This window comes from Cupriavidus sp. SIMBA_020, assembly GCF_046535395.1.
In the GTDB taxonomy this organism is placed as follows: domain Bacteria; phylum Pseudomonadota; class Gammaproteobacteria; order Burkholderiales; family Burkholderiaceae; genus Cupriavidus; species Cupriavidus campinensis.
This window is the reverse complement of sequence record NZ_JAWRWU010000001.1, coordinates 170,550-186,350: the sequence shown is the minus strand read 5'-3', so window position 1 is coordinate 186,350 and position 15,801 is coordinate 170,550. Positions and strand designations below refer to the sequence as shown.

The 15,801-nt window shown below is 66.5% G+C and carries 15 protein-coding genes; 4 read left to right on the top strand and 11 right to left on the bottom strand.

The window, feature by feature from the left end:
• Positions 1-5: 5 nt before the first annotated feature.
• The 3 genes from SB751_RS00875 to SB751_RS00865 all read right to left on the bottom strand — a co-directional run bounded on the left by SB751_RS00875 (position 6) and on the right by SB751_RS00865 (position 3,389).
• A complete protein-coding gene (locus tag SB751_RS00875) occupies positions 6-977 on the bottom strand; it encodes a TRAP transporter substrate-binding protein (RefSeq protein ID WP_144195593.1) in 972 nt (323 codons plus the stop codon).
• Positions 978-1,287: 310 nt separating this feature from the next.
• Positions 1,288-2,706, bottom strand: coding sequence for a heavy metal sensor histidine kinase (locus SB751_RS00870; RefSeq protein WP_144195591.1), 1,419 nt, complete (start codon positions 2,704-2,706; stop codon positions 1,288-1,290).
• On the bottom strand, positions 2,703-3,389 hold the full coding sequence (locus tag SB751_RS00865; protein ID WP_144195589.1) for a heavy metal response regulator transcription factor: 687 nt from the start codon (positions 3,387-3,389) through the stop codon (positions 2,703-2,705). The genes SB751_RS00870 and SB751_RS00865 overlap by 4 nt, the downstream gene beginning before the upstream one ends.
• Positions 3,390-3,541: 152 nt before the next feature.
• On the opposite strand from SB751_RS00865, the gene SB751_RS00860 reads away from it, so the two are divergent.
• From SB751_RS00860 to purL, 4 genes are all read left to right on the top strand, one after another.
• On the top strand, positions 3,542-5,356 hold the full coding sequence (locus SB751_RS00860) for a copper resistance system multicopper oxidase (RefSeq protein WP_250025243.1): 1,815 nt from the start codon (positions 3,542-3,544) through the stop codon (positions 5,354-5,356).
• On the top strand, positions 5,356-6,192 hold the full coding sequence (locus tag SB751_RS00855; RefSeq protein ID WP_144196250.1) for a copper resistance protein B: 837 nt from the start codon (positions 5,356-5,358) through the stop codon (positions 6,190-6,192). The genes SB751_RS00860 and SB751_RS00855 overlap by 1 nt, the downstream gene beginning before the upstream one ends.
• 99 nt (positions 6,193-6,291) lie before the next feature.
• A complete protein-coding gene (locus SB751_RS00850; protein ID WP_144195585.1) occupies positions 6,292-6,879 on the top strand; it encodes a winged helix DNA-binding protein in 588 nt (195 codons plus the stop codon).
• A gap of 228 nt (positions 6,880-7,107) precedes the next feature.
• A complete protein-coding gene (gene purL / locus SB751_RS00845) occupies positions 7,108-11,154 on the top strand; it encodes a phosphoribosylformylglycinamidine synthase (RefSeq protein ID WP_410747719.1) in 4,047 nt (1,348 codons plus the stop codon).
• A 59-nt stretch (positions 11,155-11,213) separates the two neighbouring features.
• Here purL and SB751_RS00840 read toward each other — a convergent pair whose 3' ends face one another.
• The 8 genes from SB751_RS00840 to msrB all read right to left on the bottom strand — a co-directional run bounded on the left by SB751_RS00840 (position 11,214) and on the right by msrB (position 15,741).
• Entirely contained in the window at positions 11,214-11,360 is a 147-nt protein-coding gene (locus tag SB751_RS00840) for a hypothetical protein (protein ID WP_186296741.1), read from the bottom strand.
• Between the two features lie 23 nt (positions 11,361-11,383).
• On the bottom strand, positions 11,384-11,821 hold the full coding sequence (locus SB751_RS00835; protein ID WP_144195580.1) for a hypothetical protein: 438 nt from the start codon (positions 11,819-11,821) through the stop codon (positions 11,384-11,386).
• 310 nt (positions 11,822-12,131) lie between these two features.
• On the bottom strand, positions 12,132-12,866 hold the full coding sequence (locus tag SB751_RS00830; RefSeq protein ID WP_250025245.1) for an aspartate/glutamate racemase family protein: 735 nt from the start codon (positions 12,864-12,866) through the stop codon (positions 12,132-12,134).
• Between the two features lie 163 nt (positions 12,867-13,029).
• Entirely contained in the window at positions 13,030-13,350 is a 321-nt protein-coding gene (locus tag SB751_RS00825; protein ID WP_211943441.1) for a hypothetical protein, read from the bottom strand.
• Between the two features lie 186 nt (positions 13,351-13,536).
• Positions 13,537-14,331, bottom strand: coding sequence for a peptidylprolyl isomerase (locus SB751_RS00820; protein WP_144195574.1), 795 nt, complete (start codon positions 14,329-14,331; stop codon positions 13,537-13,539).
• Between the two features lie 4 nt (positions 14,332-14,335).
• Entirely contained in the window at positions 14,336-14,650 is a 315-nt protein-coding gene (locus SB751_RS00815) for a BolA family protein (protein WP_313816568.1), read from the bottom strand.
• Between the two features lie 28 nt (positions 14,651-14,678).
• Positions 14,679-15,218, bottom strand: a complete 540-nt coding sequence (locus tag SB751_RS00810; RefSeq protein WP_144195570.1) for a septation protein A — start codon at positions 15,216-15,218, stop codon at positions 14,679-14,681.
• A gap of 115 nt (positions 15,219-15,333) precedes the next feature.
• A complete protein-coding gene (msrB, locus tag SB751_RS00805; protein ID WP_144195568.1) occupies positions 15,334-15,741 on the bottom strand; it encodes a peptide-methionine (R)-S-oxide reductase MsrB in 408 nt (135 codons plus the stop codon).
• Between the last annotated feature and the right edge of the window lie 60 nt (positions 15,742-15,801).

Here is a 15,801-nt window from a genome sequence, read left to right as displayed (position 1 = left end):
GGGGGTTACTTCTTGTAGGCGCCGAGGATAGCCTTGCCGTCGTCGCCGGCGCTCTTGGCCCATTCGTCGACCATGACCTGGCCCACCTTCTGCATGTCGCTCTTCAGCTGGGGCGAGGGCGGCGCCACGGTCATGCCGTTCTTCGCCAGCGTGGCCAGGTACTCGCGCGTCTTCTGCTCGGAGACCTGCCAGCCGCGCTTCTCGGCATCGGCCACGGCCTTGAGCAGGGCGTCCTGCGTGGGCTTGTCCAGCGCGGCGAAGGCCTTCTTGCTGACCACCAGCATGTTCTTGGGCAGCCAGGCATCCACGGTGTAGAAGTACTTGACCGATTCCCAGACCTTGGTGTCCACGCCGGTGGCGCCGGAGGACATGAACGAGTTGACCGTGCCGGTGGCCAGCGCCTGGGCGAGGTCGGCCGCCTGGATCGTCACGGGCTGGGCGCTGACCAGTTCGGCGATCTTCGACGTGGCCGGGTTATAGGCGCGCCATTTCAGGCCCTTCATGTCGGCGGCACTGTTGATCGGCTTGTTGGCGTAGATGCCCTGCGGCGGCCAGGCCACGGCGTAGAGCAGCTTCATGCCCTGGCGGTCCAGCAGCTTCTCGGTGACGGGCTTGGAGGCCTCCCAGAGCTTGAACGAATCGGCGTAGCTGGTGGCCAGGAACGGCACGGCATCCACCCCGAAAACCGGGTTCTCGTTGGCCAGCGTCGACATCAGGATTTCGCCCATCTGCACCTGGCCGGTCTGCACGCCGCGCTTGATTTCGTTGGCCTTGAGCAGCGAGCCATTGGGATGGAGCAGGATCTTGAGCTTGCCGCCGGTGGCCTTCTCCACGTCGTTGGCCATCTGCTGCAGGTTCTCGGTGTGCAGGTTGGTGGCCGGATAACCGGTGGGCAGGTCCCACTTGGTGTCCGCCCATGCTGCCGTGCCGCCCAGCAGCAGGGCTGCCGCCGCAACTGCCATTGCCTTGACTCGCATCTCGATCTCTCCTGGTGTTGCGCGTGGGCGCCTGCCCGACTGCGCGGGTTGGAACTCTTCCGGGCGTGCGTCAGGTGTCAGACATCAGGCAATACAGGGTTCGATTGTCTGAGACATGGCGCACGCCGCGATCACGCGCGCGGCTTCTGGCTCGGTCGCCGCGCGGTGAACATTGCACGATGGCTTCGAATGCAAGGGCCGTGCCCAGTGGCTGCGCGCCGGGCATGGCTTCGGGAATCCACAGGGTAGCAAGAAGCGCCCGGCGCCGACAGATAGGGTTCGTCTGGATGTGGCGGGCGCGCCGCGCGGGTCAGGGCGCGGCCGGCTCGCGGGCGGGCGGGGGGAATTGCATCGCGAAACGGGTGGTGCCGGGCTGGGAGTGCACCGAGATGCTGCCGCCGTGCGCGGCGACGATGGCGCGGGTGATCGACAGGCCCAGCCCCACCGTCTCGGACTCCGGCCGCGCGCGCGATTTGTCGCCCCGGAAGAAGCGGTCGAACAAGGCGGGCAGCAGGTCCGGCGCGATGCCGGGGCCGTCGTTCTCCACGGCAACTTCCACCTCGCCCGCACGCTGCGTGACGGTGACTACCACGCTGCCGTGCTCGGGGGTGTACCGCAGCGCGTTCGACAGGAGATTGCTGAGCGCGCGCCGCAGCATCAGGCGGTCGCCGTCGATGCGCGCATCGCCCACCAGCCGCAGGGCGATGCCCTGGTCCTCGGCCAGCGCCTCGTAGAACTCGAACAGCGCCAGCACCTCGGTGCCGATCGAGATCGATTCCTTATGAGGGAGGTCGAGCCCGTGCTCCATCTTGGCCAGGTAGAGCATGTCGGACACCATGCGCGACAGGCGCTGCAGCTCCTCGACATTGGAGGCCAGCACGTCGCGGTAGCGGGCGGCGTCGCGCGGCTGCGAGAGCGCCACCTGGGTCTGCGTCATCAGGTTGGTCAGCGGCGTGCGCAGTTCGTGGGCAAGGTCCGACGAGAATTCGGACAGCCGGCGGAAGTCGTCCTGCAGGCGGGCCAGCATCGCGTTCAGGTCGGCGGCCAGCGCGGCCATCTCGACGGGCACGGCCTCCACGGGCATGCGCTGGTCGAGCTTGTCGCCGGTAACGGCCTTGGCGCGCGAGGCCATCGCACGCAGCGGCGACAGCCCGCGCCGCGCCGCCCACCAGCCGAAGAGCCCGCTCGCCAGCACCGCCAGCGCCACGTAGAGCACCAGCGAGCGGCGGAACGCGCGCAGGAAATGCTCGTGGATATCGGTGTCCATCGCCAGGATCACGCCGATGGGCTGGGCGGCATCGCCGGCCGGCACCGCTGCGCGCAGGCCCCGGTAGCGCTTGCCGGCCTGCTGCCAGGCGAGGCGGTCTTCGCCGTCCTCGCGGACTGGCCGGGCGGCCAGCGCCGCCGTGAAGTCGAAATCCGGCGTGGCGTAGCGGGTGCGGCCATCGGCCTCGCGCAGGTGGAGTAGCACGCCGGCGTGGTGCGCGAAGGGGTCGCCGGCATGGCCGGATGGCCCGGATTGGCTGCTCTGGCCGAAATGGGGCGAGGCGCCCGGCGCCAGCGACTTTTGGATGACGCGGAGGTTGTCCCGCAGCAGCGCATAGTCTTCATCGGCGAAATGGCTGTCCATGGCCGAGAGGATCAGCCCGGCGAGCCCGAGCAGCACCACCGCCGACGACAGCGAGAACAGCACCGTCAGCCGCGTGGTGAGCGAGTAACGGCGCCTCACGCCTCGTCCTCCGGCACTTCGAGCACATAGCCCATGCCGCGCACGGTCTGGATCAGCTTGGGCTCGAAGTCATCGTCGATCTTGGCGCGCAGCCGGCGGATGGCCACGTCGATCACGTTGCTGTCGCTGTCGAAATTCATGTCCCAGACCTGCGAGGCGATCAGCGAGCGCGGCAGCACTTCGCCGCGGCGGCGGGCCAGCAACTCCAGCAGGGCGAATTCCTTGCCGGTCAGCACGATGCGGCGGCCCGCGCGCGTGGCCCGGCGGCGGGCGAGGTCGAGCACGAGGTCACCGATCTCGATGCGGTCCAACTGCACGATGGCCGTGCCGCGCCGGAGCAGGGTCCGCACTCGCGCGAGTAACTCGGAAAAGGCAAAAGGCTTGACGAGGTAGTCGTCGGCGCCCAGTTCCAGCCCCTTGACCCGGTCGGCCACGCTGTCACGCGCGGTCAGGAACAGCACGGGCACGGGGTTGCCGGCGGCGCGCAGGGTCTGGAGGATGCGCCAGCCATCCATGCCGGGCAGCATCACGTCGAGGATCAGGAGGTCATAGGCTTCGGTCATCGCCAGATGCCCGCCGTCCTGGCCGTTGACGGCCAGATCCACGACAAAGCCGGCCTCGGTGAGGCCCTGCCTCAGGTATTCGCCGGTTTTCGGCTCGTCTTCCACCACCAGCAGCTTCATGCCCACTCCCCATCCGCGCGAGGCGACAGTGTATGTCGCCCCATGAACATGACATGAAGATTACCGGAATGTAATGTTCGGGTCATTCGACGGTTACTGCGAAGTCCCTAAGCTGGCGTCGCCTATATAAGAGACACCAAGGATTCACTGCAATGCGACCCACATCTCCGGCGGGGCTTTTGCTGCCATCGCCGCGCGGCCTGTCAAGGCGTCGATTCGTTCAGGGCCTGGCGGCAGGCGGCGTGCTGGGGGCGGTTGGCGCCGTGCCGGCATGGGCGCAGGCGTCCGCCGGGCCGGCCCGCGCCGGTAGCGGCACCGCGCCGGTGCTGCGCGGCACCGAGTTCGATCTGGTCATCCAGGACGCCGTGGTTGACTTCACGGGCCACAAGACCATCGCCCCGACCATCAACGGCATGCTGCCCGGCCCCACGCTGCGCTGGCGCAAGGGCGACACGGTGACCATCCGCGTGACCAATCGGCTGAACGAGCCCACGTCGCTCCATTGGCACGGCATCCTGCTGCCCTATCAGATGGATGGCGTGCCCGGCATCAGCTTCCCGGGCATCGCGCCCGGCGAGACGTTCACCTACCGCTTCAAGGTGGCGCAGAGCGGCAGCTACTGGTACCACTCGCATTCCGGCTTCCAGGAGATGACCGGCGTCTACGGCGCAATTGTGATCGACGGCGATGACGACACGATCCGCGCGGATCGCGACTATTCGGTGCTGCTGTCCGATTGGACGGACGAAGACCCGATGCGCATCCTGTCCAAGCTCAAGACCCAGAGCGACTACTACAACTACCACCGGCCCACGGTGGGCGACTTCTTCCGCGATGTGTCGCAGGACGGCCTCGGCGCCGCGCTGGAGAAACGCAAGATGTGGAACCAGATGCGGATGAATCCGACCGATCTGGCCGACCTCTCCGGCGCCACGCTGACCTACCTGATGAACGGCGTCACGCCGGCCGGCAACTGGACCGGCCTGTTCCGCGCCGGCGAGACCGTGCGGTTGCGCTTTATCAACGGCGCCGGCAACACCTTCTACGACGTGCGGATCCCGGGGCTGAAGCTCAAGGTGGTGCAGGTGGACGGGCAGGGCATCGACCCGGTTTCCGTCGACGAATTCCGCTTCGGCCCGGGCGAAACCTGCGACGTGCTCGTGACGCCGACCGACGACGCCCACACGGTCTTCGCCCAGTCGATGGACCGGAGCGGCTACGCGCGCGGCACGCTGGCCGTGCGGGACGGCATCGAGGCGCCCGTGCCGCCGCTGGACCAGCCCGAGTGGCTCACCGCCGTCGACATGATGGGCAGCATGGATCACGGGACGATGGATCATGGGGCGATGGACCACGCTGCGATGGGGCATGGCACCATGGACCACGCGGCCATGGACCACAGCCAGCATGGCGCGGCCGCCCCGGACCCGCTCCGGGTGCCCAGCACCAAGGCGCGCCACGCGCGTACCGAGTACGGGCCGGGCACCGACATGCGCGTCGACATGGCCCGCACCAACCTTGACGATCCCGGCATCGGCCTGCGCAATAACGGCCGGCGCGTGCTGACCCTTTCTGACATGGTCACGATTGGCGGCCCCATGGACCCGCGCGGCCCGGGGCGTGAAGTCGAACTGCACCTGACCGGCAATATGGAGCGCTACACCTGGTCGTTCGATGGGGTCGAGTTTGGCAAATCGACGCCGGTGCGCTTCCGCCACGGCGAACGGCTGCGCGTGATCCTGCACAACGACACGATGATGACCCACCCGATGCACCTGCACGGCCTGTGGAGCGAACTCGAGGCGCCGGACGGGACTTTCCAGGCGCGACGGCACACCATCCCGGTCCAGCCGGCGCAGCGCATCAGCTTCCTCGTCACCGCCGACGCGCTCGGCCGCTGGGCCTGGCATTGCCACCTGATGATGCATATGGACGCCGGCATGTTCCGCGAAGTGGTGGTGGCATGATGACGCTGCAAATTAGGAAAAAATTGATTGTCGCGGCGCTGTTTTCCGGGCTGGGCACGAGCGCCGCGCTGGCTCAGCACGATGCGATGCAGGGCGGCAGCGCGCCCGCCGATGCGCGCGATCCGCATGCGTATTCGGATGGCTACCTGCTGGGCGTCGGCGAGTACGCGCTGGGCGGGCATCGTTCCTTGCACATGGCGGACGAGCACCCCTTCGGCTCGGTGCTGATCGACCGGCTCGAATGGGCGCACGGCAACGGCAGCAATGCCGCCGCCTATGAGGCCCAGGCGTGGTTCGGCGGCACCTACAACCGGCTGGTGATCAAGGCCGAGGGCGAGGCCGCACAGGGCAGGGTGCACGACGCGCGCACGGAATTGCTCTGGGGCCATGCGGTCGGCACGTACTGGGACACCCAGCTCGGCTTCCGGAACGATGCCGGCCATGGCCGTCCTGCCCGGAACTGGCTGGCGATGGGTATCCAGGGGCTGGCGCCGTACTGGTTCGAGGTGGACGCGACGGCCTATGTCGGCACGGAAGGGCGCACCGCGCTACGCCTGGCGGCGGAATATGAGCTGCTGCTGACCCAGCGGTGGATCCTCCAGCCGCGCATCGAGGCCAATCTGTACGGGAAGAACGATCCGGAGACCGGCGTCGGCAGCGGATTGTCGAGCGGGACGGTCGGCATCCGGCTGCGGTACGAGATCAGCCGGCAGTTCGCGCCCTATATCGGCGTGGAGCGCTACCAGTCGTTCGGCAATACCGCCGACATGGTCCGCACGGCAGGCGGCCGCAGCGGCGAAACCCGCTTCGTGGCCGGCATTCGTGCCTGGTTCTGAGCCGGTTTTTTGACTCTGGCGGACTTCACCTCGATAATTCGTCGACAATCTGTCGTGATTCGACGAAATTTATTCATCTTCGAAGGGGAGACCTGCTTCATGGCACGCAAGCCAGTCCAGGCCAGCGCGTCCGACGACGCGCCATCGGCCGCCGTCCGGCCTCCCGCCACGCTGGGCCGCGCCGCCGGCGTCAATATCGTCTCGTCCTCGCACCTCGTTTCGGTGCGGAGCCCGGAATTGTCCGAATTCGAGTTCGGCCTGAACACGGCCTACAACGCCTACAGCCGCTGGGTGGTGCGCTGCATGGGCGCGGCGGGCGTGCGCGACCTGACCTTCCTGGACGTGCTGGTGCTTCACCACGTCAACCACCGGGGCCGGGCCAAGCGGCTGGCCGACATCTGCTTTGTGCTGAATGTGGAAGACACCCATCTGGTCACCTACGCGCTGAAGAAGCTGGCGGGGCTGGGGCTGGTCGCGGGCGAGCGGGTGGGCAAAGAGGCCACCTACGCCACCACGCAGGCCGGCGCCGAGGCCTGCGCCCGTTATCGCGAGATCCGCGAGCAATGCCTGACCAGCAATTTCACCGAAGGTAGCGAGGAAAACGTCGAGATCGGCGAACTTGCGCGCCTTTTGCGCGTGTTGACCGGTCTGTACGAGCAGGCGGCGCGATCGGCGACGTCGCTCTGAACCGCGGTTTCGCATGAAGTGATTCAGGGCGCACTAAAAGGGTGTGCCCGCTGCACTTGCCGGCGTCGCAGCCGATTTGGACGTTCATGTCCGCCTCTGTCCCATTGCGCAATGCAAAAAGCGGGCGCCGGCAAGGTACAATAGCGGTTTCCCGCCAGCCGGCTCCCCACTCAGCGGTGCCGGCGGCCGCCAGCCCCGACCTCCCTACGCCTCCCGACCGCTACGATCATGGCGCATTTCTCGTGCTTCCCCGGCGCTTTGGCGCTTTCCGCCTTCCGCCAGCAACGCCTGCTTGCCACGCTCAAACAGATCGATGCCGATATTGAATCGGTGCATGGCCAGTTTCTGCATTTTGTCGACACCGACACGCCGCTCTCCGCCGAAGACCAGTCGCGCATTGCCGCGCTGCTGACCTACGGCACGCCGTTCACGGCCCAGTCCGAGGGCGACCGCTTCGTGGTGATTCCGCGTTTCGGCACGATCTCGCCATGGGCCAGCAAGGCCACGGACATCGCGCATAACTGCGGGCTGTCTCACGTGCACCGCATCGAGCGTGGCATCGAGATCACCGTGATCTGCAAGAAGGGCCTGCTGCGCGGCCGCAAGACGCTGGACGCCGACGTGCGCGCCGCCGTGGCCGCGCACCTGTTCGACCGCATGACCGAAACCGTGATCGCCTCGCGCGAGGACGCCGCCGGGCTGTTCCAGGAACTGCCGGCCAAGCCGCTGCGCTTCGTGGACATCGCCACCGGCCGTGCCGCGCTGGAGGAGGCCAACACGTCGATGGGTCTCGCGCTGTCCGAGGACGAGATCGACTACCTGCTCGACGCCTACGCCAAGCTCGGCCGCAACCCGACCGACGTGGAACTGATGATGTTCGCGCAGGCCAACAGCGAGCACTGCCGCCACAAGATCTTCAACGCCACGTGGACGATCGACGGCGTGAGCCAGGACAAGTCGCTGTTCGCGATGATCCGCAATACGCACCAGCTGAACCCGCAGGGCTCGATCGTCGCGTATTCGGACAACTCGGCCGTGATGGAAGGCGACATGGCCGAGCGTTGGTTCCCGCGCGGCGCGGATCAGCAGTACGGCCGCCACGAGGCGCTGACCCATACGCTGATGAAGGTGGAAACCCATAACCACCCGACCGCGATCTCGCCGTTCCCGGGCGCCTCCACTGGCGCCGGCGGTGAAATCCGCGACGAGGGTGCCACGGGCCGGGGCGCCAAGCCGAAGGCGGGCCTGACCGGCTTCACGGTGTCCAACCTGATGCTGCCGGATGCCATCGAGGCCTGGGAAAACGACCGCGATGCCGCCCAGCCGGTGGCCCATCGCAATCCGGACGACAAGGCCGGCGTAACCGGCAAGCCGGACCGCATCGCCTCGCCGCTCCAGATCATGATCGAGGGCCCGCTCGGCGGCGCCGCGTTCAACAACGAATTCGGCCGCGCCAACCTGGGCGGCTATTTCCGCGTCTACGAGCAGAACGTGGCCGGCACGGTGCGCGGCTATCACAAGCCGATCATGATTGCCGGCGGCATCGGCAATATCGACGCGGGCCATACCCACAAGGACCCGCTGCCGGCCGGCACGCTGCTGATTCAGCTCGGCGGCCCGGGCATGCGCATCGGCATGGGCGGCGGCGCCGCCAGCTCGATGGCCACCGGTACCAACACGGCCGACCTCGATTTCGACTCGGTGCAGCGTGGCAACCCCGAGATGGAACGCCGCGCGCAGGAAGTCATCAACGCCTGCTGGCAGCTTGGCGACGACAACCCGATCCTGTCGATCCACGATGTGGGCGCGGGCGGCATCTCGAACGCCTTCCCCGAACTCGTGGACGGCGCCGGCCGTGGCGCGCGCTTCGACCTGCGCCAGGTGCACCTGGAGGAGTCGGGCCTGTCGCCGGCGGAAATCTGGTGCAATGAGTCGCAGGAACGCTATGTCATGGCGATTGCGCCGGACAGCTTCCCGCGCTTCCAGGCCATGTGCGAGCGCGAGCGCGCCCCGTTTGCCGTGGTTGGCGTGGCCACCGAGGAGCAGCAGCTGCAACTGGTGGATGCCCACGTGGACGCCGCGCTCAAGGAGCACTTCGCGGTGGACATGCCGATGGACGTGCTGCTGGGCAAGCCGCCGCGCATGCACCGCGACGTGACCCGCGTGACCCGGGAACTGCCGCCGGTGGACGTGACCGGCATCGCGCTGGAGCAGGCGGTGCGCGACGTGCTGCGCCACCCCACCGTGGCCAGCAAGTCGTTCCTGATCACCATTGGTGACCGTACCGTGGGCGGCATGAACGCGCGCGACCAGATGGTCGGCCCGTGGCAGGTGCCGGTGGCCGACGTGGCCGTGACCACGCTCGACTACAAGGGCAAGGCCGGCGAGGCGATGACCATGGGCGAGCGCACGCCGCTGGCCGTGATCGACGCACCGGCCTCCGGCCGCATGGCGATTGGCGAGGCGCTGACGAACCTGGCGGCCGCGCCGGTCAAGGACCTCGGCAAGGTCAAGCTGTCGGCCAACTGGATGGCCGCCTGCGGCGTGGCGGGCGAGGATGCCAAGCTGTACGACACCGTGCATGCCGTCGGCATGGAACTGTGCCCGGCGCTGGGCATCAGCATTCCGGTCGGCAAGGATTCGCTGTCCATGCGCACCAAGTGGCAGGACGCCGATGGCGACAAGGAAGTGGTGGCGCCGGTGTCGCTGATCATCTCGGCGTTTGCCGCGGTGGATGACGTCGACAATACCCTGACGCCGCAGCTTCGCACGGACCTGGGCGACAGCGTGCTGATCGCCATCGACCTGGGCCGCGGCAAGAACCGCATGGGTGGCAGCATCCTGGCGCAGGTGACGCAGCAGGTGGGCGACCGCGCGCCGGACGTCGACAACGCCGACGACCTGAAGAACTTCTTCAACGTGATCCAGCGCCTGAACCGCGAAGGCAAGCTGCTGGCCTACCACGACCGCTCGGACGGCGGCTTCATGGCTGCCGTGGCCGAAATGGCGTTTGCGGGCCACTGCGGCGTGTCCCTGAACGTGGACATGCTGACGCTCGACCCGACGCAGGAGCAGGACTACGGCGACGCCAAGAACTGGGCGCAGCAGGTGGCGGAGCGCCGCAACGACCAGACGCTGCGCGCGCTGTTCGCCGAAGAGCTGGGCGCCGTGATCCAGGTGCGACTCGACGAGCGCGACGCCGTGTTTGGCGTGCTCCGCGAAGCTGGCCTGTCGGCCTGCAGCCACGTGATCGGCAAGCCGAACACGACGGATCAGGTCGAGGTGTACCGCGACGCCAAGAAGGTGTTCGGCGCCGCCCGTGCCGAACTCCAGCGCAACTGGTCGGAAGTCAGCTGGCGCATCGCGCGCCTGCGCGACAACCCGGCCTGCGCGGACAGCGAGTACCAGCTGCTCCAGGACGCCACGGACCCCGGTATCAGCCCGGTGCTGACGTTCGACCCGGCCGAGGACATCGCCGCGCCGTTCATCGCCACTGGCAACCGTCCGCGCGTCGCCATCCTGCGTGAGCAAGGCGTCAACTCGCACCTCGAAATGGCGTACAGCATGGACCGCGCCGGTTTCGACACGCACGACGTTCATATGAGCGATCTGATCGCCGGCCGGGCGAGCCTGGCCGACTTCAAGGGCTTCGTGGCGTGCGGCGGCTTCAGCTACGGCGACGTGCTGGGCGCCGGCGAAGGCTGGGCCAAGACCATCCTGTTCAACGCGCAGATGGCCGAGCAGTTCGCGGCCTTCTTCAACCGCCAGGACACCTTCGCGCTGGGCGTTTGCAACGGTTGCCAGATGCTGAGCAACCTCGCCCCGATCATCCCGGGTGCCAATGCCTGGCCGAAGTTCACGCGCAACCAGTCGGAACAGTACGAAGCGCGCTTCGTGACGGTGCAGGTCGAGCAATCGCCATCGATCTTCTTCGCCGGCATGGAAGGCAGCCGCATTCCGATCGTCGTGGCACACGGCGAAGGGTTTGCCGACTTCTCGCAGCAGGGCGACATCCAGGCCGCCAAGGTGGCGCTGCGCTTCGTCGACAACAAGGGCGCCGTGACGCAGGCCTATCCGCTGAACCCGAACGGCTCGCCGGACGGCATCACCTCGGTCACGACCGTGGACGGCCGCTTCACGGCCCTGATGCCCCACCCGGAGCGCGTGTTCCGGGCAGCTACCATGAGCTGGGCCCCGGATGCCTGGAAGCAGGCCGCAGACGGCGGCAGCCCGTGGATGCGCATGTTCCGCAACGCCCGGAAGTGGGTCGGTTGATCGCTGCACGGCGCTTGACAGACTGAAGCCCCAGGAAAGCCCGCGCAAGCGGGCTTTTCCTATTTGAGGCCGCCTCTGGTCAGCACCGTGTAGGCCAGCGCGGACATCCAGCAGAGGCCCGTGCTGCCGTACACAAGGATGACCACCATCTCGAACCTCCTTGCGAAGCGTTTGTCATGACGCAGCCGGTTCAGGAATTTTTCCATGAGCGTTTCCTTAAGGTTGATAGCTAGGAACCCAATGCGCGCATGACCGAGCAACTGACCGCGGCCAGCATGGCCAGGACGACCGAGAGCCGCAGGATATGGTTAGGTTGCAAGTCGGCGCCGCGCCGCGCGGGATGCTGGTCCATGGCACCCACGAGGACGAGTCCGGACGCGCCAACAATCATGCCCACATGCCACGTGATGCCGAGCCAGACCAGCCGCTGTGGACCGGGCAGTAGGTCGACGTTGAATTGCCCTGCCAGTGCATGGCATGCGCTGGCGCTCATCGCAATCACGGTCCAGAGCAGTTGCCCATCCTGGACGGCCCGCACGACAATGCCTCTGCTGTGCCGCCGATAGAAGCGGGGCACACGCGCAATTGGCAGCAATGCCACGGGCGCCAGCAACGGGACGGCGATGTTGATGAAGAACCAGCCGAGCAGGTCGAGCGCCGCGGTCATGGGGCGATGCCTTAGCCGCGCAGCGACCTCTGGTTCGGATAGCGCCTGGCGATGGCGAAGGGCAGTGCAATGATTGGCATGATGGATGCTCCAGATCGAGGAATTCAGGCAGCCCATCCTAAGTCCACCTCACGCCGTCGCCAATCAGACAGACGTGAACATTTGTTGCCGATCCCTGCTGTTGCGACTGACTTTGCGCCAGATCAAACCAGCGCGGATGGTGCGCCTCGGTCTTTGCTGATGCTGCTCTGGAAGTCGGGGGGGGCAAGATTGGGCGCGACCGGCCTGGCAATGACTCAATGCGGTGCATTCAGCCCAGCGCGTACTGGGCCAGCAGGCCGGTGTAGGCCTTCGGCAGCGGCCGCGCCCAGTCTCCGCGCTTGCTGGTGGAGAGCCGCAGCGAGACTAGTGCCTCGGCCATCTTGACGGCGCATGAGACGCCGTCGATCACCGGGGCGCCAGTCGCGTCGGAGATCTCCGCGCACAGGTCCGTCATGCCAGCGCAGCCCAGGACGATACAGTCGCTCTGGTCCTCGGCCAGTGCCACGCGGCAGGCTTCGGTGATGATGCGGCGCGCATCCGAGCCGGGCCGCTCCAGCTCCAGTACGGGCAGGTCGCTGGCGCGCACGTTGCGGCAGAACCGCTTCATGCCGTAGCGCTCGGCCAGGTGCCAGGCGATATTGCAGGTGCGGGCCAGCGTGGTGACCACGCTGAAGCTCGTGCCGATCATACTGGCCGCGTGCATGGCGGCCTCGGCGATGCCGATCACGGGGCCGCCCGCTACCTCGCGCGCTGCGTAGAGGCCCGGATCGCCGAAACAGGCAATCACGTAGCCGTCCACGTGCTCCTGCTCACCCAGCAGGACCTCGTCGAGGATGCCCGGCACGCTGAGCGCCTCATCGTAATGGCTCTCGATGGAAGCCGGGCCCATGCGTGGGCTGACTGCCACGATCTGTGTGTCCGGCATGGCCACCGCACGGGCACACTGGCCGATCTTGTCGGTCATGCTCTGGGTGGTATTGGGGTTGATGATCTTGAGCTTCATGACAACTCTCGGTGGCAGGATTCAGGCGTTATGGCCGCAGGGGGTAGCGGACCCAAGCAATGCCCATGCCGAAGACCTGGCTTCGCTGACAGGATCGTCAGCAATATCCGGGTTGTACGTGACGCTAGAGTAACTTTTTGTGGGAATGGCGGAGGGGGCGAAGCTAAGCCGTCGCCGGGTTCACCGTGGGATCGATGGGCGCCATGTCCGCCTGGAGCCGGGCGCTCCAGGGCAGGTAGCGCGAGTACAGCAGGCGCATGCGGTCGGCGTCGGGCGGCACGGACAGTTCGCCGTGCATCTCCATATAGGCGATGGTCGCCTGGAGCAGCTTGGTCTGCGCGTATCGGTCGCGCTCGGGCAGGTGAGGGTGGAGGTGGCGCCAGCGCATGCCCGTGCAATCGATATGCGGCATGCCCAGCGCGCAGTAGACGACGCCGCGCGAGTAGAGATGCCACAGGTGCCAGTAGCCGCTTGTCACGCCCATGCTTGCAATGCGCTCCCAGGATGCCGGGTGCCGGTCCGGAACGGCCCGGCGGCCCGTGGGAAACATCTTACCGGGCGCACTGTGCCGGGGGAACGTCGAAATATCCCCAAAGTGTGTGCCAGCGCGCCCGGGAAACAAAAACCGGCGCCTGGGCGCCGGTTTCGGTATCGGGAAACGCCGGGATCCTTACTGGATCTTGGCCTTTTCCTTGATCGACTTCATCATTGCCTGGAACTGCTCGCGCTGCCAGGCCTGGTCGCCCATCAGCATCTGTTGCAGCTGCGGCTTCACTTCCTCGAACGACGGGATCTTGGCGTCGCGCGTGTCCACCAGTTCGATGATGTGCCAGCCAAACTGGGTCTTGACCGGCGTGTCGGTCATCTGGCCCTTCTTCAGGCCGGTCATCGCGGCCGAGAACTCGGGCACGTAGCTGGTGCTGTTGGCCCAGTCCAGGTCGCCGCCATTGACGGCCGAGCCGGTGTCCTTCGACGAAGCCTTGGCCACGTCCTCGAACTTGGCACCGCCCTTGATCTTGGCGATGATTGCGCGGGCGTCGGCTTCCTTCTCCACCAGGATGTGGCGGACGTGGTATTCCTTGCCGTTGCCGAACTGCGCCTTGATCTTGTCGTACTGCTTGCGCAGTTCGTCGTCGCTGGCGCCGTTGGTGCGCACGTAGTCCTCGAACACCGCGCCGGCCAGCACGTTGAGCTTGGCCTGCTCGAGCTGCTCCTGCACGTCGTCGCGCTGGGTGATGCCGCGCTTGTTGGCTTCCTGCAGCAGCAGTTCCCGGTCGATCAGCATGGTGCGGGCCCGGTCGCGCAGCTCGGGGCTGGCGGGCTGGCCGGTGCCGGCGATCAGCTTGTCCAGCTTGGCCGAGGGGATGGGCTTGCCATTCACAACGGCGGCGTTCTGGGCGATTGCGGGCAGGCTGCCAGCAGCAAGCACAGCCGCCAGGCTGAACGAGAGGACGGTGGTCTTCATGGAATCAGGTCTGAGAGTTGCGGGTAGCGTCGCGTGAAGCTTCGCGGGATTGATATTCTTGGTCGGTGTAGGCGCTGACGGCCAGCGCATGAATCTGCGCCGGGAACAGGGCGCGCAGCGCATCATACACCATGCGATGGCGGGCAACCCGCGAGTGGCCCGCAAACAACTCGCTGACGATCAGCACTTCGTAATGCCCTCCGCCGGAGGCCGCGCCGGCATGGCCGGCATGGGCCGCGCTGTCGTCGCGCACGGTCAGGCGGGTGGGGGCGAGGGCCGCGCGCAGCAGCGCGTCGATGGTGGCGGGGTCTGCAGCCATCCGGGTTCCTTGTAGCGTGGCGTCCGGCTTATTCGGACGGAGTTTCCTGGATATGGCGCGACATCCAGATGCTCTGGAGCACGATGAACACCAGCATCAGCCCCATGCTGCCGAACAGCTTGAAGTTGACCCAGGTATCGGTGGAGAACGTGTATGCCACGTAGAGGTTCAGCAGGCCCATGGCGGCGAAGAAGCCGGCCCAGGCCGCATTCAGGCGGCCCCACATGGCGTCCGGCAGGGTGACCTGCTTTTCCATCATGGCGCGGATCAGGTTCTTGCGCCAGCCAATGACCGAGCCCACCAGCGTCACCGCGAACAGCCAGTACAGCACCGTCGGCTTCCACTTGATGAAGGTCTCGTTGTGCAACAGGATGGTGGCACCGCCAAACACGCCGATGATCAGCAGGCTGACCCATTGCATCGGTTCCACCTTGCCGTGGCGGAAGCGCACCCAGGCAATCTGGAACACCGTGGCAATCATCGCGACGGCCGTGGCCGGATAGATGCCGAACAGCTTGAAGGCGATGAAGAACAGGATGACCGGAAACAGGTCGAAAAGAAATTTCATGCGGACGATGGTTGATTGGCGGGCTTGCCTGGTGCAGAGGCCCGCGGCCGCGCCATTGTACTTGGGGAATGGCGCGTGGCGGGCGTCCTAAGCAACGATTACATCACCCGAAGTTTCACCCGCGATCGGAAGGATCCCGATCATCGAATTTTAGCGCAGCCGAGTTGATGCAATAGCGCAGGCCGGTGGGGGCCGGGCCATCCTCGAACACGTGGCCCAGGTGGCTGCCGCATTCCTTGCAGCGCACTTCCACGCGCGTCATGCCGTGGCTGTGGTCCGTGTGCTCGGCGATCACCTCGCCGTTGATCGGCTTGAAATAGCTGGGCCAGCCGCAGCCGGCGTCGAACTTCGTGGCTGATTCGAACAGCGGCGTGCCGCACCCCACGCAGTGGTAGATGCCCTGGTTCCAGTGGTCCCAGTAGCGGCCGGTGAACGGGCGCTCGGTGGCGGCTTCACGCGCGACGCGGTACTCGATATCGGAGAGTTGCTCACGCCATTCGGCGTCGGTCTTCTTGATGGTCATCTTGCGTCCTTCTCGTTGGGCGGTGGCGCGGGGCCCCGGTCTTGCTTGGTCGGACTCGCG